Origin of the sequence: Streptomyces botrytidirepellens, assembly GCF_003721215.1 — a bacterium.
GTDB lineage: Bacteria > Actinomycetota > Actinomycetes > Streptomycetales > Streptomycetaceae > Streptomyces > Streptomyces himastatinicus.
This window is the reverse complement of record NZ_RIBZ01000260.1, coordinates 1-18,294: the sequence shown is the minus strand read 5'-3', so window position 1 is coordinate 18,294 and position 18,294 is coordinate 1. Positions and strand designations below refer to the sequence as shown.

17 protein-coding genes and 1 pseudogene are annotated in these 18,294 nt (G+C 71.9%); 10 read left to right on the top strand and 8 right to left on the bottom strand.

The window, feature by feature from the left end; all coding sequences use genetic code 11:
- Positions 1 to 137: 137 nt before the first annotated feature.
- Entirely contained in the window at positions 138 to 1,199 is a 1,062-nt protein-coding gene (gene cobT, locus EEJ42_RS20490; protein ID WP_123101611.1) for a nicotinate-nucleotide--dimethylbenzimidazole phosphoribosyltransferase, read from the bottom strand.
- Between the two features lie 749 nt (positions 1,200 to 1,948).
- On the bottom strand, positions 1,949 to 3,151 hold the full coding sequence (locus EEJ42_RS20480; RefSeq protein WP_123101603.1) for a bifunctional adenosylcobinamide kinase/adenosylcobinamide-phosphate guanylyltransferase: 1,203 nt from the start codon (positions 3,149 to 3,151) through the stop codon (positions 1,949 to 1,951).
- 149 nt (positions 3,152 to 3,300) lie between these two features.
- Here EEJ42_RS20480 and EEJ42_RS20475 point away from each other — a divergent pair, with 149 nt between their 5' ends.
- Positions 3,301 to 3,504 carry a hypothetical protein gene (locus tag EEJ42_RS20475; protein WP_123101609.1) on the top strand — a complete coding sequence of 68 codons (204 nt, stop codon included), beginning with the start codon at positions 3,301 to 3,303 and terminating at the stop codon, positions 3,502 to 3,504.
- Positions 3,505 to 3,558: 54 nt separating this feature from the next.
- On the opposite strand, the gene EEJ42_RS20470 is transcribed toward EEJ42_RS20475, so the two are convergent.
- Positions 3,559 to 4,269 (bottom strand): class I SAM-dependent methyltransferase, encoded by a 711-nt coding sequence (locus tag EEJ42_RS20470; protein ID WP_123101607.1) that lies wholly within the window; start codon positions 4,267 to 4,269, stop codon positions 3,559 to 3,561.
- Between the two features lie 80 nt (positions 4,270 to 4,349).
- The gene (locus EEJ42_RS20465; RefSeq protein ID WP_123101601.1) at positions 4,350 to 4,946 is read right to left on the bottom strand and encodes a DUF3043 domain-containing protein; all 597 of its coding nucleotides are present in this window, start codon (positions 4,944 to 4,946) and stop codon (positions 4,350 to 4,352) included.
- 241 nt (positions 4,947 to 5,187) lie between these two features.
- Here EEJ42_RS20465 and EEJ42_RS20460 point away from each other — a divergent pair, with 241 nt between their 5' ends.
- The 4 genes from EEJ42_RS20460 to EEJ42_RS20445 all read left to right on the top strand — a co-directional run bounded on the left by EEJ42_RS20460 (position 5,188) and on the right by EEJ42_RS20445 (position 8,324).
- Positions 5,188 to 5,961, top strand: coding sequence for a PspA/IM30 family protein (locus EEJ42_RS20460; RefSeq protein ID WP_123101599.1), 774 nt, complete (start codon positions 5,188 to 5,190; stop codon positions 5,959 to 5,961).
- 49 nt (positions 5,962 to 6,010) lie between these two features.
- On the top strand, positions 6,011 to 6,289 hold the full coding sequence (pspAA, locus tag EEJ42_RS20455) for a PspA-associated protein PspAA (RefSeq protein WP_123101597.1): 279 nt from the start codon (positions 6,011 to 6,013) through the stop codon (positions 6,287 to 6,289).
- Positions 6,290 to 6,411: 122 nt separating this feature from the next.
- Complete coding sequence (locus EEJ42_RS20450) at positions 6,412 to 7,650, top strand: sensor histidine kinase (protein WP_123101595.1); 1,239 nt, start codon at positions 6,412 to 6,414, stop codon at positions 7,648 to 7,650.
- Positions 7,647 to 8,324, top strand: a complete 678-nt coding sequence (locus EEJ42_RS20445) for a response regulator (RefSeq protein WP_123101593.1) — start codon at positions 7,647 to 7,649, stop codon at positions 8,322 to 8,324. The genes EEJ42_RS20450 and EEJ42_RS20445 overlap by 4 nt, the downstream gene beginning before the upstream one ends.
- Before the next feature lie 27 nt (positions 8,325 to 8,351).
- Here the strand turns inward: EEJ42_RS20445 and nadA are convergent, their stop codons facing one another.
- Positions 8,352 to 9,539 (bottom strand): quinolinate synthase NadA, encoded by a 1,188-nt coding sequence (nadA, locus tag EEJ42_RS20440; protein WP_123101591.1) that lies wholly within the window; start codon positions 9,537 to 9,539, stop codon positions 8,352 to 8,354.
- 223 nt (positions 9,540 to 9,762) lie between these two features.
- Between nadA and EEJ42_RS20435 the strand changes: the two are divergent.
- Positions 9,763 to 10,101: pseudogene (locus EEJ42_RS20435) on the top strand (HesB/IscA family protein); the annotation flags it as partial.
- 180 nt (positions 10,102 to 10,281) lie between these two features.
- Here the strand turns inward: EEJ42_RS20435 and EEJ42_RS20430 are convergent.
- Positions 10,282 to 11,751 (bottom strand): hypothetical protein, encoded by a 1,470-nt coding sequence (locus EEJ42_RS20430; protein ID WP_123101589.1) that lies wholly within the window; start codon positions 11,749 to 11,751, stop codon positions 10,282 to 10,284.
- Between the two features lie 134 nt (positions 11,752 to 11,885).
- A complete protein-coding gene (locus EEJ42_RS20425; protein WP_123101587.1) occupies positions 11,886 to 12,110 on the bottom strand; it encodes a hypothetical protein in 225 nt (74 codons plus the stop codon).
- A 159-nt stretch (positions 12,111 to 12,269) separates the two neighbouring features.
- Here EEJ42_RS20425 and EEJ42_RS20420 point away from each other — a divergent pair, with 159 nt between their 5' ends.
- Positions 12,270 to 13,244 carry a carbohydrate kinase family protein gene (locus EEJ42_RS20420; RefSeq protein WP_123101585.1) on the top strand — a complete coding sequence of 325 codons (975 nt, stop codon included), beginning with the start codon at positions 12,270 to 12,272 and terminating at the stop codon, positions 13,242 to 13,244.
- Positions 13,245 to 13,340: 96 nt separating this feature from the next.
- On the opposite strand, the gene EEJ42_RS20415 is transcribed toward EEJ42_RS20420, so the two are convergent.
- Complete coding sequence (locus EEJ42_RS20415; RefSeq protein ID WP_123101583.1) at positions 13,341 to 14,741, bottom strand: cysteine desulfurase/sulfurtransferase TusA family protein; 1,401 nt, start codon at positions 14,739 to 14,741, stop codon at positions 13,341 to 13,343.
- A 428-nt stretch (positions 14,742 to 15,169) separates the two neighbouring features.
- Between EEJ42_RS20415 and ctaC the strand changes: the two genes are divergently transcribed.
- Genes ctaC through EEJ42_RS20400 form a run of 3 tightly spaced genes read left to right on the top strand, consistent with a single transcriptional unit; the run spans position 15,170 to position 18,263 of the window.
- Positions 15,170 to 16,132 (top strand): aa3-type cytochrome oxidase subunit II, encoded by a 963-nt coding sequence (gene ctaC, locus EEJ42_RS20410; RefSeq protein WP_123101581.1) that lies wholly within the window; start codon positions 15,170 to 15,172, stop codon positions 16,130 to 16,132.
- Positions 16,129 to 17,868 (top strand): aa3-type cytochrome oxidase subunit I, encoded by a 1,740-nt coding sequence (gene ctaD / locus EEJ42_RS20405; protein ID WP_123101579.1) that lies wholly within the window; start codon positions 16,129 to 16,131, stop codon positions 17,866 to 17,868. Before ctaC ends, ctaD begins: the two co-directional genes overlap by 4 nt.
- Positions 17,865 to 18,263 (top strand): cytochrome c oxidase subunit 4, encoded by a 399-nt coding sequence (locus EEJ42_RS20400; RefSeq protein WP_123101577.1) that lies wholly within the window; start codon positions 17,865 to 17,867, stop codon positions 18,261 to 18,263. The genes ctaD and EEJ42_RS20400 overlap by 4 nt, the downstream gene beginning before the upstream one ends.
- The last annotated feature ends 31 nt before the right edge of the window (positions 18,264 to 18,294 follow it).

The following is an 18,294-nucleotide window of genomic DNA, read 5'->3' as shown; positions in this document are numbered from 1 at the left end:
CCGCGTCTACCGCCACCGGCCCCGGACCCGGGCCCGCGCGCGCCGCCGGGCCGCCCGGCACGACGCGCGCTGGGACGGGGTACGGCGGCGGCTCCAGGACTGGATCGGCGGCTTCTCCGAACCGACCTGAGGTCCCGTCAGGCGTCCTCTGGTTCCTCGGCCTGTGCCCGCTCGGGGAGTTCCCCCGCGAGCGCCGCGGCCGCCTGGACCAGCGGCAGCGCCAGCAGCGCCCCCGCGCCCTCGCCCACCGTGACGCCCTGGTCGAGCAGCGGGGTGAGCGCGATCCGGTCCAGCGCCTTCTCCTGCGCCGGTTCGCCGCTGGCCTGGCCCGCCAGCCACCAGTCCGGCGCCCGGAACGCCACCCGCTGCGCGACCAGGGCACACGCCGCCGAGACGACGCCGTCCAGAATCACGGGAGTGCGGCGCACCGCGCTCTGGAGCAGAAACCCGGTGATCGCGGTGAGGTCCGCGCCGCCGACCGTGGCCAGCAGCTGGAGCTGGTCCCCGAGGACCGGACGGGCCCGGCGCAGCCCGTCGCGGATCGCCGCGCACTTGCGCATCCACGCCAGGTCGTCGATCCCGGCCCCGCCGCGCCCGGTCACCACGGACGCGTCCGTGCCGCACAGCGCGGCGGTCAGCGTGGCCGCGGCGGTCGTACCGCCCACGCTGAGGTCACCGAGCACCACCAGGTCCGTACCCGCGTCGGCCTCCTCGTCCGCGATGGCCATGCCGGTACGGAACGCCTGCTCGGCCTCCTCGGCCGTCAACGCGTCCTCGATGTCGAGCCGCCCCGAACCGCGGCGCACCCGGTGCCGGGTGACCTCGCCGGGCAGCTCGCCGGGGTCGCAGTCCAGCGCCATGTCGACGACGCGGACGGGCACCCCGAAGCGGCGGGCGAGCACGGCGACGCTGCTCTCGCCGTCGATCACGGCGCGGACGAGGTGGTGGGCGCTGCCCGCGGGGCGGGCGGAGACGCCCAGTTCCGCGATGCCGTGGTCGCCCGCGAACAGCACCACCCGGGGCCGCTCGATCGGCTTCACCGGCACCTGCTGCTGGGCGGCAGCCAGCCACTCGCCCAGCTCGTCCAGCCGCCCGAGCGCGCCGGGCGGCGGCACCAGCCGCTCCCGCCGCTCCTCGGCGTCACGTCGTATGCCCCCGTCGGGGCGCTCGATCAGGTCGACGAAGTCATCGAGATTCAGGCCGCTGCTCACGGCCTGAACCCTACCGGCCGCCCGCCGCTGAAACCCGGCCCCCCAACGATCTCCCCGACGCCGAGGGAACCCCCCGCCCCCCGCGGCGGGTACGCCCCACCTCCAGCCGTTCCGGTGCTGGAGGCCCGCGGTCCGGGCAGAGTTGCCCCGCCGCGGGCCGTGCCGGTGCGTGGGGCTGGGCGTTCTCTTTCCCCCACCCCGCCCCTTCCCGAAACCGGGGGACACCCCCCGGGCCCCCGGCAGCGCCGCTGCACGCCCCCGACCAGACCGGGCCCACGTCGGCCCGGGCGCGTCTGCCCCAACCCCCGAGGCCCGTGGCCGGGGCGGAGTTGCCGCGCCCCGGGCCCCAGGGGGGGAGGGCACCGAAACCGGGGGGCACCCCCGGACCCCGGCCAGGCCGGACCCACGCTGGCCTCGGCGCGCCTGCCTCTACCCCCGAGACCCGTGGCCTGGGGCGGAGTTGCTCCGCCTCAGCCCAGGGAGGGGGCACCCCGGCCCCGGCAGCGATGCCACACGCTCCCGGCGAGGCCGGGCCCGCCTCGGCCCCCGGGCGCGCCATGCCCCAGCCCCCCGAGGGCCGTGGCCCGGGGCGGAGTTGTCCCGCACAGCCCCCTGGGGAGGGGGCGCATTTCAGCCTCTCCGGCGATTGAGGAGCGGGGGCCGGGGGCGGAGCCCCGGTGGGGGGCGGGGGTGTCCCCCGGTTCGGGAAGGGGCGGGGTGGGGGAAATCCCCCCGGGTCAGCCACGCAGTGGCAGGGCCTGGCCCGCCACCACCAGCAGGACCTGCTCGCACTCGTCCGCGAACCCCGCGTTCAGCCGCCCCAGTTCGTCGCGGAAGCGGCGCCCCGCGGCCGTCGCGGGGACCACCCCGGCGCCGACCTCGTTGCTGACGGCCACCACCGTCCGCTGCGTCACCCGCACGGCCGCGACGAGGGCGGCGACGCGTTCGTGGAGGGCGCGTTCGCCGCCGTGGGTCCACTTCTCGTCGTCCCAGGCGCCGACCGCGTCCATCGCGTCGGTGAGCCACAGCGCCAGACAGTCGATCAGCAGCGGGGCGCCGTCCTCCGCCAGCAGCGGCACGAGGTCGCAGGTCTCGGCGGTGCGCCACGAGCCGGGGCGGCGGTCGCGGTGGGCGGCGATGCGGGCGGCCCACTCGCGGTCGCCGTCCCGGGTGCCGCCGGTGGCCACGTACAGCACGTCGGGGAAGGCGGCCAGCCGCCGTTCCGCTTCGAGGGACTTGCCGGAGCGCGCCCCGCCCAGCACCAGGGTGCGCCGGGGCAGGTCCGGCACCTCGTGGTACTCGCCGACGATCAGCGTGCTGCCGTCCGGTACGGTCCGCGCGCCCGCCGCCGCGAGACGGCGGTGCAACTCGGCGCCGGGGGGCACGGTGTGGTCGAGGTGGACGGCCACGACGTCGGTGGTGGGCCCCACGCCGCCGGACGCCCGGAGCCGGGCGAGCGCGTCGGGGCGGCCGAGTACGTCGAGCACGACCATGTCGTACGGCTCGGCGACGGGGCCGGACAGCCCCGACGGGGCGCCGCCCGGCGGCAGGTACAGCAGGCGGGTGCCGTCGGGCCCGGCCACCTCGTACCCCGTACCGGGCGAGTCCAGCGCCACCGCTCGCACCCGGTGCCCGCTGATCAGGGACAGCTCGCGTCCGTCCGGGACCCGCCCCGGCGCCGGGAGCCCGGCCGGGAACTCGACGGCGGGGCCCGCGTGGGGGTGCGACAGCAGCACCTGCCGCACCCCGACCAGCGAGTACCCGGCCCGCGCCGCCGCGAAGGCGGCGCCCGGGGTGAGGTCGAGGAGCAGCGCGCCGTCGATCAGGAGTGCCGTCGCCGCCCGCGCCTCGTCGCCGACGGCGGTCGCGCAGGCCGCGCAGGGACAGCCGTGGCGCGGCAGTCCGTCGGGGGCCCCGGTGCCCAGAAGAGTGAGTTCCACGCCCCGATCGTCTCGCGTCCTCGCGGGCCGGGCGCGCCGGGTCACCCTCCGCGGAGACGTACCGATCCGTTCGGAGCCGTACGGAGTGATCAGTCGCCTAGGCTGCGGGCAGACATCACGTGTCGACCGGTGGGATCGAGGAGGCGGACATGGCCTGGACGTGGCGGTTCGAGAAGTCCGACGGGACGGAGACGGCGCCCGCGGTGCAGCCCGAGGAGTTCCCGACCCAGGGGGACGCGGAGTCGTGGATCGGCGAGGAGTGGAAGGCGCTCCTGGAGGGCGGGGCGGAACAGGTCACGCTCTTCGAGGACGGGGCGAAGATCTACGGCCCGATGAGCCTGCACGCGGAGTAGGCGGAGCCAGGGGGGCGGGGGCACCGCCCCCCTTCTCTTCAGCCCGCAAGCCCCTCAGCCCCGCACCCCGCACAGGTGCAGCAGCGCCGCCACAGCGCGATAGGGGTCGGTGCGCCCGGCCCGCTCCTCGGCGGCCAGCAGCCGGTCCCACTCGGGGGACGGCGGGGGCTCGGCGGTGTCGGGGGCCTGGTCGGTGAAGACCCGCACCCCGTACCAGGCGTGCAGGGGCGCCCCGATCGCGGTGAGCGTGGTGGTCAGCTCCTCGCGCCGGTCGGCGCGGACCTGGAGCCCGAGGCGGTTGGTGTACGTGGCGGAGTCGAAGGAGCCGAGCGCGGCATCCCAGTCCCCGGCGAGCCCCGGCCGCATCGCGAGCGCGTCGGCGTTGCGCACCAGGAGCGAGAGCAGTCCGCCGGGGGCGAGGACCCGGGCCAGACCGGCGAGCAGCGGATCCGGCTCGTCCGTGTACATGAGGACGCCGTGGCAGAGCACCACGTCGAAGGCGCCGGGCAGGAACGTGGCGCCGGTCTCCCGGCCGTCGCCCTCCAGCAGCTTCACCCGCTGCCGGATGCCCTCGGGCTCGTCGGCCAGGGCGGTACGGGCCGCCTCCAGCATCGCCGGATCGGATTCGAGGCCGGTCACCTGATGTCCCGCGCGGGCTAATCGCAGGGCCTGGGTGCCCTGGCCGAGGCCGACGTCGAGGACCCTCAGCCGCTGGTCGAACCGGAACCGCGAGGTGATCTGCTCATCGAGCTGATGGGCGACCAGGGCCTGCCGGACCGTGTTCCGTAAGCCTCCGAGGCCGCCGAGCCAGCCCGCCGCTCCTCCGGCGAAGCCGGATCTCCCGCTCAGGGCCGCTCTCCGCGCTTGACCTGCGGCTTGGGCAGGCGCAGCCGGCGCATCTGGAGGGTGCGCATGAGGGCGTACGCGACGGCGCCCCGCAGGTTCTCGTCGGGGAACTTCTGGCGCAGCTGACGCTTGAGCTGGAAGGAGATCACGAACGAGTTCAGGACGATCAGCACGATGACGACCATCCACAGCAGCAGCACGTAGCTCTGCATGGCGCCCGCCTGGATCATGCTGAGCACCATGATCAGCACGGCGAGCGGCAGGAAGAACTCGGCGATGACGAACCGCGAGTCCACGAAGTCACGGGCGAACCGGCGCACCGGGCCCTTGTCGCGGGCCGGGAGGTAACGCTCGTCGCCACCGGCCAGCGCCTCGCGCTGGCGCGCCAGGTCGGAGCGGCGGGCCTCCTTCTGCCGCTTGGCGGCTTCCTTGCGCGTGGTCGGCGTATGCGCCAGGCTGCGGCGCTGCGACTGGGCCACGCTGCGCTTGGGCGTGGGGCGGCCCTTGGGCGCCTGCGGGTCTCGGGGCTGCTGTGGCTGGTCCGCGGTCACCTTGGCGGTGGCGGCCTGCTCATCCTTGGAACGGCTTCGGAACACAAAGCCCAAGAGTACGGGTTCACCGGTGTGGGCCCCAGCGTCAGGGGCAAAGAACCGGAAACCGCAGTGGCGGCGCTCATCCCTGCGCCGGAGGCTCCCGGACCGCGATCGTCCTGGAGGAGGAGCGCGGGACGGGCGGAACAGTGCGGTAATGGAAGAAGGGCCCGTAGGCTGGGTCTGTTGGGTGTGCCGGTGTCACAAGTCCGTCAGAAGGGGGCGCGCGAGGCCCATGAGCGGTGTCATGAAGCGTATGGGGATGCTCTTCCGCGCGAAGGCCAACAAGGCCCTGGACCGGGCCGAGGACCCGCGCGAGACCCTCGACTACTCGTACCAGAAGCAGCTGGAACTGCTCCAGAAGGTCCGGCGCGGGGTGGCCGACGTGGCCACGTCCCGCAAGCGCCTGGAGCTTCAGCTGAACCAGCTGCAGGGCCAGTCCTCCAAGCTGGAGGACCAGGGCCGCAAGGCGCTCGCGCTCGGCCGGGAGGACCTGGCGCGCGAGGCGCTGTCCCGCCGTGCCGCGCTCCAGCAGCAGGTCACCGACCTGGAGACGCAGCACCAGACGCTCCAGGGCGAGGAGGAGAAGCTCACCCTGGCCGCCCAGCGGCTCCAGGCCAAGGTGGACGCGTTCCGCACCCGCAAGGAGACCATCAAGGCCACCTACACCGCGGCGCAGGCGCAGACCCGGATCGGCGAGGCGTTCTCCGGCATCTCCGAGGAGATGGGCGACGTCGGCATGGCGATCCAGCGCGCCGAGGACAAGACGGCGCAGCTCCAGGCCCGCGCGGGCGCGATCGACGAGCTGCTGGCCTCCGGCGCGCTCGACGACCAGTCCGGGATGGCCAAGGACGACATCGCGGCCGAGCTGGACCGGATCTCCGGCGGTACGGACGTGGAGCTCGAGCTCCAGCGGATGAAGGCCGAGCTGGCCGGTGGCGGCTCGCAGCAGGCGATCGAGGGCGGCGGCCAGGACCAGTCTCAGCAGTCGCAGAACCAGCACAAGTTCGACAAGCAGTAGCCGCCGCCCCTGGACCGGGCGGGTCTGTCGACGTCCCGAGGAGGTCGTCATGATCGTACGGATCATGGGGGAGGGACAGGTGCGGGTGGACGACAGCCACCTGCCCGGACTCAACAAGCTGGACGACGATCTGCTCGCCGAAATCGAAAGCGGCGACCACGACGGCTTCCGGCGCACGCTCGGCGCACTCCTCGACGCGGTGCGCTCGGCGGGTGAGCCGCTGCCCGCCGACGCGCTGGAGCCCTCGGGGCTGATCCTGCCCGCCCCCGAGGCGACGCTCGAGGAAGTCAAGGCGATGCTCAAGGACGACGGCCTCATCCCGGGCTGAGCACCGTGCCCGAAGACCGTGCGTCGTCCCAGGTCACAGCCAAGGTCGCGGCGGATTCCGGCGATGCCGCACAAGGGTCGGGGGCGGGACGCCGCCGAAGCGGTCCGGCGCGGCGTTTACCGTTGGATCCCGTGACTCCCCTCGCCGTCGGGCCGGGCCTGGCCCGTCCGCACCGCTGGCTGGCCGCCCATCCACGAGCCCTGGACACCCTCGTGGCCGCCGGCTGCCTCGCCCTGATCCTCATCGGCGCGGTGTCCAACCCACATCTGCGCGACCACCAGCACGTCGGTGTCTTCTTCGGGCTACTGGCCACCCTCACCTCGGCGTCGCTCGTGCTGCGCCGCGAGCTGCCGCGCGCGGTGCTGGCGTTCACGTGCGCGATCAGCGTCATCGAGATCGTCACCAACGACGAGGGGCCGCCGCGCACCTCGATCGTGTTCGGGGTCGTGGTCGCGCTCTACACCGTCGCCGCCCGCACCGACCGGTCCACCACCTGGCGGATCGGCGCCGTCACGGCCGTGCTGCTCACCGGCACCGGGATGCTGTTCGGGCTCACCCCCTGGTACGCGCAGGAGAACTGGGGCATCTTCGCCTGGACCGGGCTCGCCGCCGCCGTGGGCGACGCCGTCCGCAGCCGCCGCGCCTTCATCGCCGCGATCGAGGAGCGGGCCGAGCGCGCCGAGCGCACCCGCGAGGAGGAGGCCCGGCGCCGGGTCGCCGAGGAGCGGCTGCGGATCGCCCGCGAGCTGCACGATGTCGTCGCGCACCACATCGCGCTGGTCAACGTGCAGGCCGGGGTCGCCTCGCACGTCATGGACAACCGCCCGGACCAGGCCAAGGAGGCGCTCGCGCACGTACGGCAGGCCAGCCGCTCGGCGCTGGACGAGCTGCGCGCCACCGTCGGCCTGCTGCGGCAGTACGGCGACCCCGCCGCCCCCACCGAGCCCGCGCCGGGCCTCGGCGTCCTGGACCAGCTGGTGGACGGCTTCGTACGGGCCGGGATGCGGGTCCAGGTCGAGGAGCGGCCGCAGGAGGGCCTGGGCACGCTCGCGGGGTCGGTGGACCTCACCGCGTACCGGGTCGTCCAGGAGGCGCTGACCAATGTGCACAAGCACGCCGGGCCCGACGTCAAGGCCGAGGTCCGTATCGTCCGTACGCACAGCGCGCTGGAGATCACGGTGTCGGACGACGGCGTCGGCACCCCGTCCGAGGACGCCGGGGGCGGGCACGGGCTGCTGGGGATGCGGGAACGGGTCGCCGCGCTGCGCGGCACCTGCGAGGCGGGACCCCGCCCCGAGGGCGGCTTCCGGGTCCGGGCGACACTTCCGCTCCAGGCCCGCGGGGGAGGAGGGGAGTCATGACGATCAAGGTGCTGCTCGCCGATGACCAGACGCTGCTGCGCAGCGCGTTCCGGGTGCTGGTCGACTCGGAACCCGACATGGAGGTGGTGGGGGAGGCGTCCGACGGCGCGGAGGCGGTCGAGATCGTGCGGGCCAAGGGCGCCGACGTGGTGCTGATGGACATCCGCATGCCCGGTACGGACGGACTCGCCGCCACCCGCATGATCACCGAGGATCCGCGGCTCGCGGACGTCCGGGTGGTCATGCTGACCACCTTCGAGGTCGACGAGTACGTGGTGGACTCGCTGCGGGCGGGTGCGAGCGGCTTCCTCGGCAAGGGCGCAGAACCCGGCGAGCTCCTCTCCGCCATCCGCATCGCGGCCGCGGGCGAGGCGCTGCTCTCCCCGGTCGCCACCAAGGGCCTGATCGCCCGCTTCCTGGCCCAGGGCGTCCCGGGCTCCGGCGACGCCGCGTACGACGCCTCCCGGCTGGACGCCCTCACGGGCCGGGAGCGCGAGGTGCTGGTCCAGGTCGGGGGCGGCCACTCCAACGACGAGATCGCCGGCCGTCTGGAGGTCAGCCCGCTGACCGTGAAGACGCACGTCAACCGGGCGATGGCGAAGCTGGGCGCCCGGGACCGGGCCCAGCTGGTGGTCATCGCGTACGAAACGGGCCTGGTCCGCCCGGGGGTGTAAAACCCCCGGGCGGTGCCGGGCGAGGGGCTACGGGAGCGCCAGCATCCGTTCCAGGGCGGCCTTCGCGTGGGCCTCGGTCTCCGGGTCCACCTGGATGCGGTTCACGACCTTGCCCGCGACCAGCGACTCCAGGGCCCACACCAGGTGCGGCAGGTCGATCCGGTTCATGGTCGAGCAGAAGCACACCGTCTTGTCGAGGAAGACGATCTCCTTGCCCTCCCCGGCGAATCGGTTCGCCAGCCGCCGGACGAGGTTCAGCTCGGTGCCGATGGCCCACTTGCTGCCCGCCGGGGCGGCTTCGAGGGTCTTGATGATGTACTCCGTCGAGCCGACGAGGTCGGCCGCCGCGACCACCTCGTGCTTGCACTCGGGGTGCACCAGCACGTTGACGCCGGGTATGCGCTCGCGGACGTCCCGTACGGACTCCAGCGAGAAGCGGCCGTGCACGGAGCAGTGGCCGCGCCACAGGATCATCTTGGCGGCGCGCAGCTGCTCGGCGGTCAGCCCGCCGCCGGGCTTGTGCGGGTTGTAGACGACGCAGTCCTCCAGCGACATGCCCATGTCCCGCACCGCGGTGTTGCGGCCCAGGTGCTGGTCCGGCAGGAACAACACCTTCTCGCCCTGCTGGAACGCCCAGTCCAGGGCGCGGCGGGCGTTGGAGGAGGTGCAGATCGTGCCGCCGTGGCGGCCGGTGAAGGCCTTGATGTCGGCGGAGGAGTTCATGTACGACACCGGCACCGTCGTCCCGGCGACGCCCGCCTCGGTCAGCACGTCCCAGCACTCGGCGACCTGCTCGGCGGTGGCCATGTCGGCCATCGAGCAGCCCGCCGCCAGGTCGGGGAGGACCACCTGCTGGCTGTCGCCGGTCAGGATGTCGGCGGATTCCGCCATGAAGTGCACACCGCAGAAGACGATGTACTCGGCGTCCGGCCGGGCGGCCGCGTCACGGGCGAGCTTGAAGGAGTCACCGGTGACATCGGCGAATTCGATGACCTCGTCGCGCTGGTAGTGGTGGCCGAGCACGAAGACCTTGTCGCCGAGCTTCTCCTTGGCCGCGCGGGCGCGGGCCACCAGATCCGGGTCGGAGGGCGCGGGGAGGTCGCCGGGACACTCCACACCACGTTCGCTCCTCGGGTCGGCGTCACGGCCGAGGAGGAGCAGCGCGAGCGGGCTCGGCTGGACGTCGAGGGGCTGGGCGGTGGTCACAACACGCACCCTTCTTTCTTCACTCGGAACCCTAATCGTCAATTTGACGCTATCTATCATAACCTCTTCACGTCATGTTGACGATGGGCATCGCGTCGATGTGACGCATTACGGTCCACCGGCCCCGTATGCGAGCATGAAGGCCAGGAAACGCGCTGGGCCCGGAATGAATCCGGGGCGCCGTTGGTTGGTTCCGACGGCAAGCAGTCCGTACGACCCGGGAGAGAAGCAGATGACCGTTCAGGACGAGACCACCGCGAGCGAGGGCATCATCCTGTCCGACGCCGCCGCGTCGAAGGTCAAGAGCCTGCTGGAGCAGGAGGGCCGCGAGGATCTCGCGCTGCGCGTCGCCGTCCAGCCCGGTGGCTGCTCCGGCCTGCGCTACCAGCTCTTCTTCGACGAGCGCTCGCTCGACGGCGACGTCGTCAAGGACTTCGACGGCGTCAAGGTCGTGACCGACCGGATGAGCGCCCCGTACCTGGGCGGTGCCTCGATCGACTTCGTCGACACCATCGAGAAGCAGGGCTTCACGATCGACAACCCGAACGCCACGGGCTCCTGCGCCTGCGGCGNGCGGTGCCTCGATCGACTTCGTCGACACCATCGAGAAGCAGGGCTTCACGATCGACAACCCGAACGCCACGGGCTCCTGCGCCTGCGGCGACTCCTTCAGCTGAGCCCTCAGCGACGGGCATGAGCGGAGGCGGCGGGTCCATCCGGACCCGCCGCCTCCGGCGTTTGTGCTCCCCGGTTACTTCTTCTGGGCCGGGACCTTGTCGCCCGTGGCCTTGTCCACGACCTCGCGGCCGTCCAGCGGCTTGTCGAGCGTGACCTTCCTCGTCATCTCCTTGGCCATGAGGATGCACGCCTGGCCCGGCCGCTTCGGCTTGCTCTTGACCTCGACCGTGACCTTCTTCGACGTCTCGTCGGCGGAGACCGAGTAGGTGTCGCACACGCCGCCCCAGAAGCGCAGCGTCAGGGTCTTCCCGTCCACGCTGTACGAGGTGATGTCGTCGGCCTTGGAGCCGCGGCCCGGGGTGCCCGGCTCACTGTGCTTCTTGCCCTGGCCCGGGGTCGTGCCGCCGGTGTCGCTGCGGGTGTCCGCCTTCTTCTTGATGAACTCCGGCTTCACCGCCGGGTAGGGGAGGGTCGCCGAGACGCCGTTGGCCCCGGTCGGCTCGGTCTTGAAGATCCATGACGGCACCAGGGCCCGCTGCCCGGCCACGGAGTGTGCGGCCAGCCCGAAGGTCACCGACTTCACGGTCACCTTCCCGGACCCGGCGCCGCCGCTCTTGGGGGCCGTGGCGTTGAGCTTCTTCAGCGCCTGCTCCGCGCTGATCAGCGGATAGCTGTCGTCCTCCTCGGGCGTCGACAGCGCGCCGTTCCCGCCGGTCAGCTGCCCGTCCGCACCCACCTGGAGGCTGGTCGTCCAACCCTGGGTGGGCAGCTTGTCCAGCACCGGGTCCGCGTTCACCATGCGCACGGCGCCGTAGCGGCCGCTCGCGTCGAGCTTCGCGTTCGTCAGCCCGAGCGCCTTGAGCACCGGCTCGGCCGTGCGCTTGGCCTTCTCCTCGGACACGGCCTCGTCGTCACCGCCGCTCTTGTCGGTGCCGGTCTTCTTGTCGCCGTCGCGGTAGGTCGGGCAGGACGGTTTGCCGGCCTTCGGTCCCGCGCCCGGCGGGTGCACACAGGTGGTGCCGCCCGGCGTCCCGAAGCGGGAGTAGGACCAGCTGCCCGGGCCCTTCTGGCTCACCCGCAGCACCGGCCCCTGGCCGTCCTTCGTGCCCCCGACCTTCCAGTTGCCGTGGTCGGCGCGGGGGCTGCCGGAGACGTCCAGCGCCTTCGCCAGCCGCGCCACCTCGGCCTTGGTGACCTTGGCGTCGGTGCGGTAGACGGGTGCCTCGTCGGGCCCGTCCGGCAGCTTTCCGTCGACCTCGTAGCGGCCGCTGCCGTTCGGGTCGGGCTCGCCGACCGCGATCCCCTCGTGCCCCGCCGGGGCCGCGTACGCGTCCAGTGCGAGGGGCTGGGGGGATCCGTCGCGGCCCGCCGAGCCCGTGCCCTGGGAGCCGCCGCCCACCGCGGTCGAGGCCCAGTAGGCGCCGCCGCCACCGGCGACCAGCACCGCTGCCGCCACCGATACGACGGCCAGCCGGGAACGCCGACGCGGCTGCGAATGGTCGTCGTCGGGGGTCTGCGGGGTGTCGGTCTCCTCGGTGCTCACCGTTTCACTCCTTCGGCTCCGCTCACGTTGTCCCTGACCCTCGCGAGGGGGTTGCCGGTGAGACGGGGGGAAGGGGCGGCTGGTTCCTTCCCCTGGTTCCGAAGCTTTTCGGCCGCCGTGCTCAGCCGCCGCCGTCAGTCGCCGTAGTCGGACATGCCGCCGACCAGATCGGCGGACGCGGCGGGAACCGTGATCCCGCGGATGCGCGACGGGGACACGGGCGCGGCGGGAGGCGCTACGGTGACCACCGGGACCGACCAGTGCGGCGCCATCCGCGCCCCGTAACCGCGCAGTTCGGCCAGGGCCTCGGGCTCGATCGCCCCGGCGGCGGCCTGGGCGGGGGTGACGTGCTGCGGCATACGGCCTCCCGGTCCGAGGGGCCCGCACGGGCACGAGCCCCGTCATCTCTGCACCGTATGCCCTACTACCGGGTAGTTCCTCCCGTTCGTAAGCGGCCCGGGAAGCCGATAGCGTGAAGCGTCCGATTTCGCCGCCGCCCCGAAACAGGAGCAGCTCTCGTGCGTATCGCCGTCACCGGCTCCATTGCCACCGACCACCTGATGACCTTCCCCGGACGCTTCGCCGATCAGCTGGTCGCCGACCAGTTGCACACGGTCTCCCTCTCCTTCCTGGTCGACACCCTCGAAGTCCGCCGGGGCGGGGTCGCCCCGAACATCTGCTTCGGCATGGGGACGCTCGGGCTGAGCCCCATCCTGGTCGGCGCGGCCGGCGAGGACTTCGCCGAATACCGTGCCTGGCTGGACCGGCACGGTGTGGACACCCAGTCCGTCCGGATCTCCGGGACGCAGCACACCGCGCGCTTCGTCTGCACCACGGACGAGGACCACAACCAGATCGCCTCCTTCTACACCGGCGCGATGAGCGAGGCCCGCCAGATCGAGCTCCAGCCGATCGCCGACCGGGTCGGCGGCCTCGACCTGGTGGTCATCGGCGCGGACGACCCGGAGGCGATGGTCCGCCACACCGAGGAGTGCCGCTCGCGCGGCATCCCGTTCGCCGCCGACCCCTCGCAGCAGCTCGCCCGCATGGACGGCGAGGACATCCGGGTGCTGGTGGGCGGCGCGCAGTACCTCTTCACCAACGAGTACGAGGCCGCGCTGATCGAGACCAAGACCGGCTGGACCTCGGAGCAGATCCTCGCCAAGGTCGGCACCCGCATCACCACGCTGGGCGCCCAGGGCGTCCGGATCGAGCGCGAGGGCGAGGAGCCGATCGTCGTCGGCTGCGCCGAGGAGGAGCAGAAGGCCGACCCGACGGGCGTCGGCGACGCCTTCCGCGCGGGCTTCCTCTCCGGCCTGTCCTGGAACCTCCCGCTGGAGCGCGCCGCCCAGGTGGGCTGCATGCTCGCGACGCTCGTCATCGAGACGGTCGGCACGCAGGAGTACGAGCTGCGCCGCGGCCACTTCATGGAGCGCTTCGCCAAGGCCTACGGCCACGAGGCGGCGGCCGAGATCGGCGACCACCTGGCCTGACGGCCCGGTACGGCACGCGGCGGCGGGGCCGGGGGAACGTTCCTCCGGCCCCGCCGCCGTCTCCGTTTCAGGCCCGGCCGCTTCAGCCCGGCCGCTTCACGTCCGGCGGCGCACCCGGTACGCCGTGCCGCGCTCGGCGGGGCGCTCCCCCTCGTACGTCTGCCCCCGCATCTCGCACCACGCCGGGATGTCCAGCCGGGCCGCCTCGTCGTCGGACAGCACGGTCACCACCTCGCCCATCGGTACGTCGCCGATGACCTTGGCCAGTTCGATCACCGGAATCGGGCACCGCTTCCCCAGCGAATCGACGATCAGGCCAGGAGTCTCGGAAGCGGCCTCCGCGGCAGCGGCACCGGCCGCCTCCGGGGCGCCCAGCCGTTCGCGGACCCCGGCCACCACGCCCGGCAGCACCTCCAGGAACCGTTCCACGTCCGTCCCCGCGGTCCCGCGCGGGAGCGAGACGCGGATGTTGCCCTCGGACAGCACCCCCATGGCCCGCAGCACATGGCTGGGGACCAGCGTGCTCGACGTGCACGACGACCCGGACGAGACCGAGAACTCCGCCCGGTCCAGCTCGTGCAGCAGCGCCTCTCCGTCGACATAGAGACACGAGAAGGTGACCAGGTGCGGCAGCCGCCGCTCCGGGTCGCCGACCACCTCCACGTCCGGCACCAGCTCCGGCACCCGGGCCCGGATGCGGTCCACCAGCCCCCGCAGCCGCTCCGCCTCCTCCGCGGCCTCGGCCCGTACGGCGCGCAGCGAGGCGGCGGCCGCGACGATCGCAGGGAGGTTCTCGAAGCCCGGGGCGCGGCCCGACTCCCGCTCGTCCACCGGGGCCGGACGGAACCGCGTGCCCTTGCGCACCGCGAGGAGCCCGACCCCGGCCGGGCCGCCCCACTTGTGGGCGCTCGCGGTGAGCAGCGACCACCGGCCCTCCACCGGGCCCCAGCCCAGCGACTGCGCCGCGTCCACCAGCAGCGGCACGTCCTCCGCCGCGCACGCCTCCGCCGCCTCGGCCACCGGCTGCACCGTGCCGACCTCGTGGTTGGCGGACTGGAGGCAGGCCAGCGCGATGTCGTCGGGTGCCTCGCGCAGGGCCGCCGCGTAACGCTCCGGCGCGACCCGTCCCGTACGGTCCACCGGGACCTCGGTGACCGTGCCGCCGGACGCCTCGTGCGCCGCCGCGGCCTGGAACACCGCGGAGTGCTCCACGGCGGAGACGATCAGCCGCCGCCCGGCCCGCCGGCGCCCGGCGAGCGCCCCGGCGATGCCGTCGTGCAGGGCGCGGGTCCCCGACGGGGTGAAGGCCAGCTCGTCCGGGCGGCAGCCCACGGCCTCGGCGGCCGTCTCCCGCGCGGCGTCCAGCAGCAGCCGGGCGCGCCGCCCCTCGCGGTAGAGCCGGGCCGGGTCGGCCCACCCCTCGTCGAGGGCGGCGAGCAGCGCCTGCCGGGCCACGGGATGCAGAGGTGCGGACGAGGCCGCGTCGAAATAGGGCACGTAAAGAACGCTAGTCGCTGTGCCCGGCGCACGGCTCAGGACAAAAACCCGGCGCACCGCTCATGACAAGTGCGCGGACGTGCCACGCACGGGCGTACGGCGTGCCGACGCGCGGCATCACACGAACGGGGCGGTGCCCGCACCACCTGTACCCCGGCCGTTCCCCGGCCACACCCCGTACCGCCCGCGGGCCCGGAAAACGCTGGCGGAGCAGGTCATTCCGTTGGGATTCCACGGTGTTCCGGCGGCGATGCCACCCCTTCGGGGAGGGGTCCGGCGCGTTGGGCACCCTCCCCGCGCAGCGCCAAATGGCGTCCAGTAGGGTTTGGTCCGCATAAACATCCAAACCCCTGCCCGCACCGGGCCGGCGACCGACCAGATGACGGCCGCGGCCGACCGCGCGGGCGAGACTCTCGGGAAGGCGCTACGTGAGTCCCAACGGCTCCGACCGCTCGTCGCGGCGCCCGGTGCGGCGGAAGCTGCTGCAGGCGCTGTCCGCGGGCTTGGTCCTGGCGACCGCCACCGGTTGCACATCCAAGGACTTCCCCCGCCTCGGATTGCCCACCCCGGCCACAGAGGAGGCGCCGCGGATCCTCTCCCTGTGGCAGGGCTCGTGGGCAGCAGCGCTCGCCGTGGGCGTGCTGGTCTGGGGCCTGATCCTGTGGTCGGTCGTCCTCCACCGCAGGGCCAGGACCAGGATCGAGGTCCCGGTACAGGTCCGGTACAACATGCCCCTCGAGGCACTGTTCACCGTGGTCCCGATCATCATCGTCTCGGTGCTGTTCTACTTCACCGCGCGCGATGAGAACGCCCTCCTCAAGACCTCCAAGAAGCCCGACCACGTGGTCAACGTCGTTGGCTACCAGTGGAGCTGGGGCTTCAACTACATGGAGAACGTCGACGGGAACGCGGCCAGCCCCAAGGCCACCCCGAAGGAGGTGTCGTCCATCCCCGACAAGATGCTCGACACCGCTCCCAAGGGCGCCGAGGGCGTCTACGAGACCGGCACCCCCGGTGAGCGGAATCCGCAGAACGGCAACCCGGGTCCGACCCTGTGGCTGCCCAAGGGTGAGTCGGTCGAGTTCATCCTGACCTCCCGCGATGTCATCCACTCGTTCTGGGTGGTCCCCTTCCTGATGAAGATGGACGTCATCCCGGGCCACGCCAACCGGTTCGAGGTCACCCCGAACCGCGAGGGCACCTTCAAGGGCAAGTGCGCCGAGCTGTGCGGTGTCGACCACTCCCGCATGCTCTTCAACGTCAAGGTCGTTTCCCCGGAGCGCTACCAGCAGCACCTGAAGGACCTGGCGAAGAAGGGCCAGACGGGATACATCCCGGCGGGCATTGCGCAGACGGACCCCGCCAAGAACGCGGAGACCAAGACACAGTGAGCATCCTCAACGAACCCCAGGGTGCCGACGCAACCGCCTCGTACGAGGATGAGTTGCCGGTGCGCCGCAAGCAGCCCGGCAATGTCGTCGTCAAGTGGCTGACCACCACGGACCACAAGACGATCGGCACGCTCTACCTGGTCACGTCGTTCGCGTTCTTCTGCATCGGCGGACTGATGGCGCTCTTCATGCGCGCCGAGCTGGCCCGCCCGGGCACGCAGATCATGTCGAACGAGCAGTTCAACCAGGCGTTCACCATGCATGGCACGATCATGCTGCTGATGTTCGCCACCCCGCTGTTCGCGGGCTTCACGAACTGGATCATGCCGCTCCAGATCGGCGCGCCCGACGTGGCGTTCCCGCGGCTGAACATGTTCGCGTACTGGCTGTACCTCTTCGGCTCGCTCATCGCGGTGGGCGGCTTCCTGACCCCGCAGGGCGCGGCCGACTTCGGCTGGTTCGCGTACTCGCCGCTGTCGGACGCGGTCCGCTCGCCGGGCGTCGGCGCCGACATGTGGATCATGGGTCTGGCCTTCTCCGGCTTCGGCACGATCCTCGGTGCGGTCAACTTCATCACCACGATCATCTGCATGCGCGCTCCCGGCATGACGATGTTCCGCATGCCGATCTTCACCTGGAACGTGCTGCTGACCGCCGTTCTGGTGCTGCTCGCCTTCCCGGTGCTGGCCGCAGCGCTGTTCGCCCTGGAGGCGGACCGTAAATTCGGGGCGCATGTCTTCGACGCGGCCAATGGCGGGGCGTTGTTGTGGCAACACCTCTTCTGGTTCTTCGGACACCCAGAGGTGTACATCATCGCGCTGCCGTTCTTCGGCATCATCTCCGAGGTCATCCCGGTCTTCTCGCGCAAGCCGATGTTCGGTTACTTCACCCTGGTCGCCGCGACGATCTCCATCGCGGGTCTGTCCGTGACCGTGTGGGCGCACCACATGTACGTCACCGGCGGGGTGCTACTGCCGTTCTTCTCCTTCATGACGTTCCTGATCGCGGTCCCGACCGGTATCAAGTTCTTCAACTGGATCGGCACGATGTGGAAGGGCTCGCTGAGCTTCGAGACCCCGATGCTCTGGGCGATCGGCTTCCTCATCACCTTCACCTTCGGTGGTCTCACCGGCGTCATCCTGGCGTCGCCGCCGATGGACTTCCACGTCTCCGACTCGTACTTCGTGGTGGCCCACTTCCACTACGTGGTCTTCGGCACCGTGGTCTTCGCGATGTTCTCCGGCTTCCACTTCTGGTGGCCGAAGATGACCGGCAAGATGCTGGACGAGAAGCTCGGCAAGATCACCTTCTGGACGCTGTTCATCGGCTTCCACGGCACCTTCCTGGTGCAGCACTGGCTGGGTGCCGAGGGCATGCCGCGCCGGTACGCCGACTACCTGGCGGCCGACGGCTTCACCGCGCTGAACACGATCTCCACGATCAGCTCGTTCCTGCTCGGCCTGTCGATACTGCCGTTCCTCTACAACGTCTGGAAGACGGCCAAGTACGGCAAGAAGATCGAGGTCGACGACCCGTGGGGCTACGGCCGCTCGCTGGAGTGGGCCACCTCCTGCCCGCCGCCTCGGCACAACTTCCTCACCCTGCCGCGGATCCGTTCCGAATCCCCGGCATTCGACCTGCACCACCCCGAGATCGCGGCGCTCGACCAGCTCGAGCACCAGGGTGCGGCCGACCAGGACAAGGCCCTCGCGGGTGGTAAGGAGGCCGACAAGTGAAGGTCCAAGGCCGGATGTTCATCTGGCTCGCCGTCTTCATCCTGGTGATGGCGATCGTCTACGGCGTGTGGTCGAAGGAGCCCGCCGGTACCACGGCGCTCTTCCTCGCCTTCGGGCTGAGCATCATGATCGGCTTCTACCTGGCGTTCACCGCGCGCCGGGTGGATGTCGGAGCGCAGGACAACAAGGACGCGGACGTCGCGGACGACGCCGGTGAGCTGGGCTTTTTCTCCCCGCACAGCTGGCAGCCGCTGTCCCTGGCCGTCGGTGGCGCCCTGGCCTTCATGGGTGTCGTCTTCGGCTGGTGGCTGCTGTTCTTCTCCGCCCCGATCATCATGGTCGGCCTCTTCGGGTGGGTCTTCGAGTACTACCGCGGCGAGAACCAGAACCAGTAGCTGTATCGCGTAGGGGCCCGGCACCTTCCCA

What these genes read in the sequence shown, in the direction of transcription:
- pspAA (WP_123101597.1), top strand. Translation starts at nt 6,011, where the DNA reads ATGATCGTACGGATCATGGGGGAGGGACAGGTGCGGGTGGACGACAGC.
- EEJ42_RS20460 (WP_123101599.1), top strand. Translation starts at nt 5,188, where the DNA reads ATGAAGCGTATGGGGATGCTCTTCCGCGCGAAGGCCAACAAGGCCCTG.
- EEJ42_RS20445 (WP_123101593.1), top strand. Translation starts at nt 7,647, where the DNA reads ATGACGATCAAGGTGCTGCTCGCCGATGACCAGACGCTGCTGCGCAGC.
- EEJ42_RS20425 (WP_123101587.1), bottom strand. Translation starts at nt 12,110, where the DNA reads ATGCCGCAGCACGTCACCCCCGCCCAGGCCGCCGCCGGGGCGATCGAG.
- EEJ42_RS20475 (WP_123101609.1), top strand. Translation starts at nt 3,301, where the DNA reads ATGGCCTGGACGTGGCGGTTCGAGAAGTCCGACGGGACGGAGACGGCG.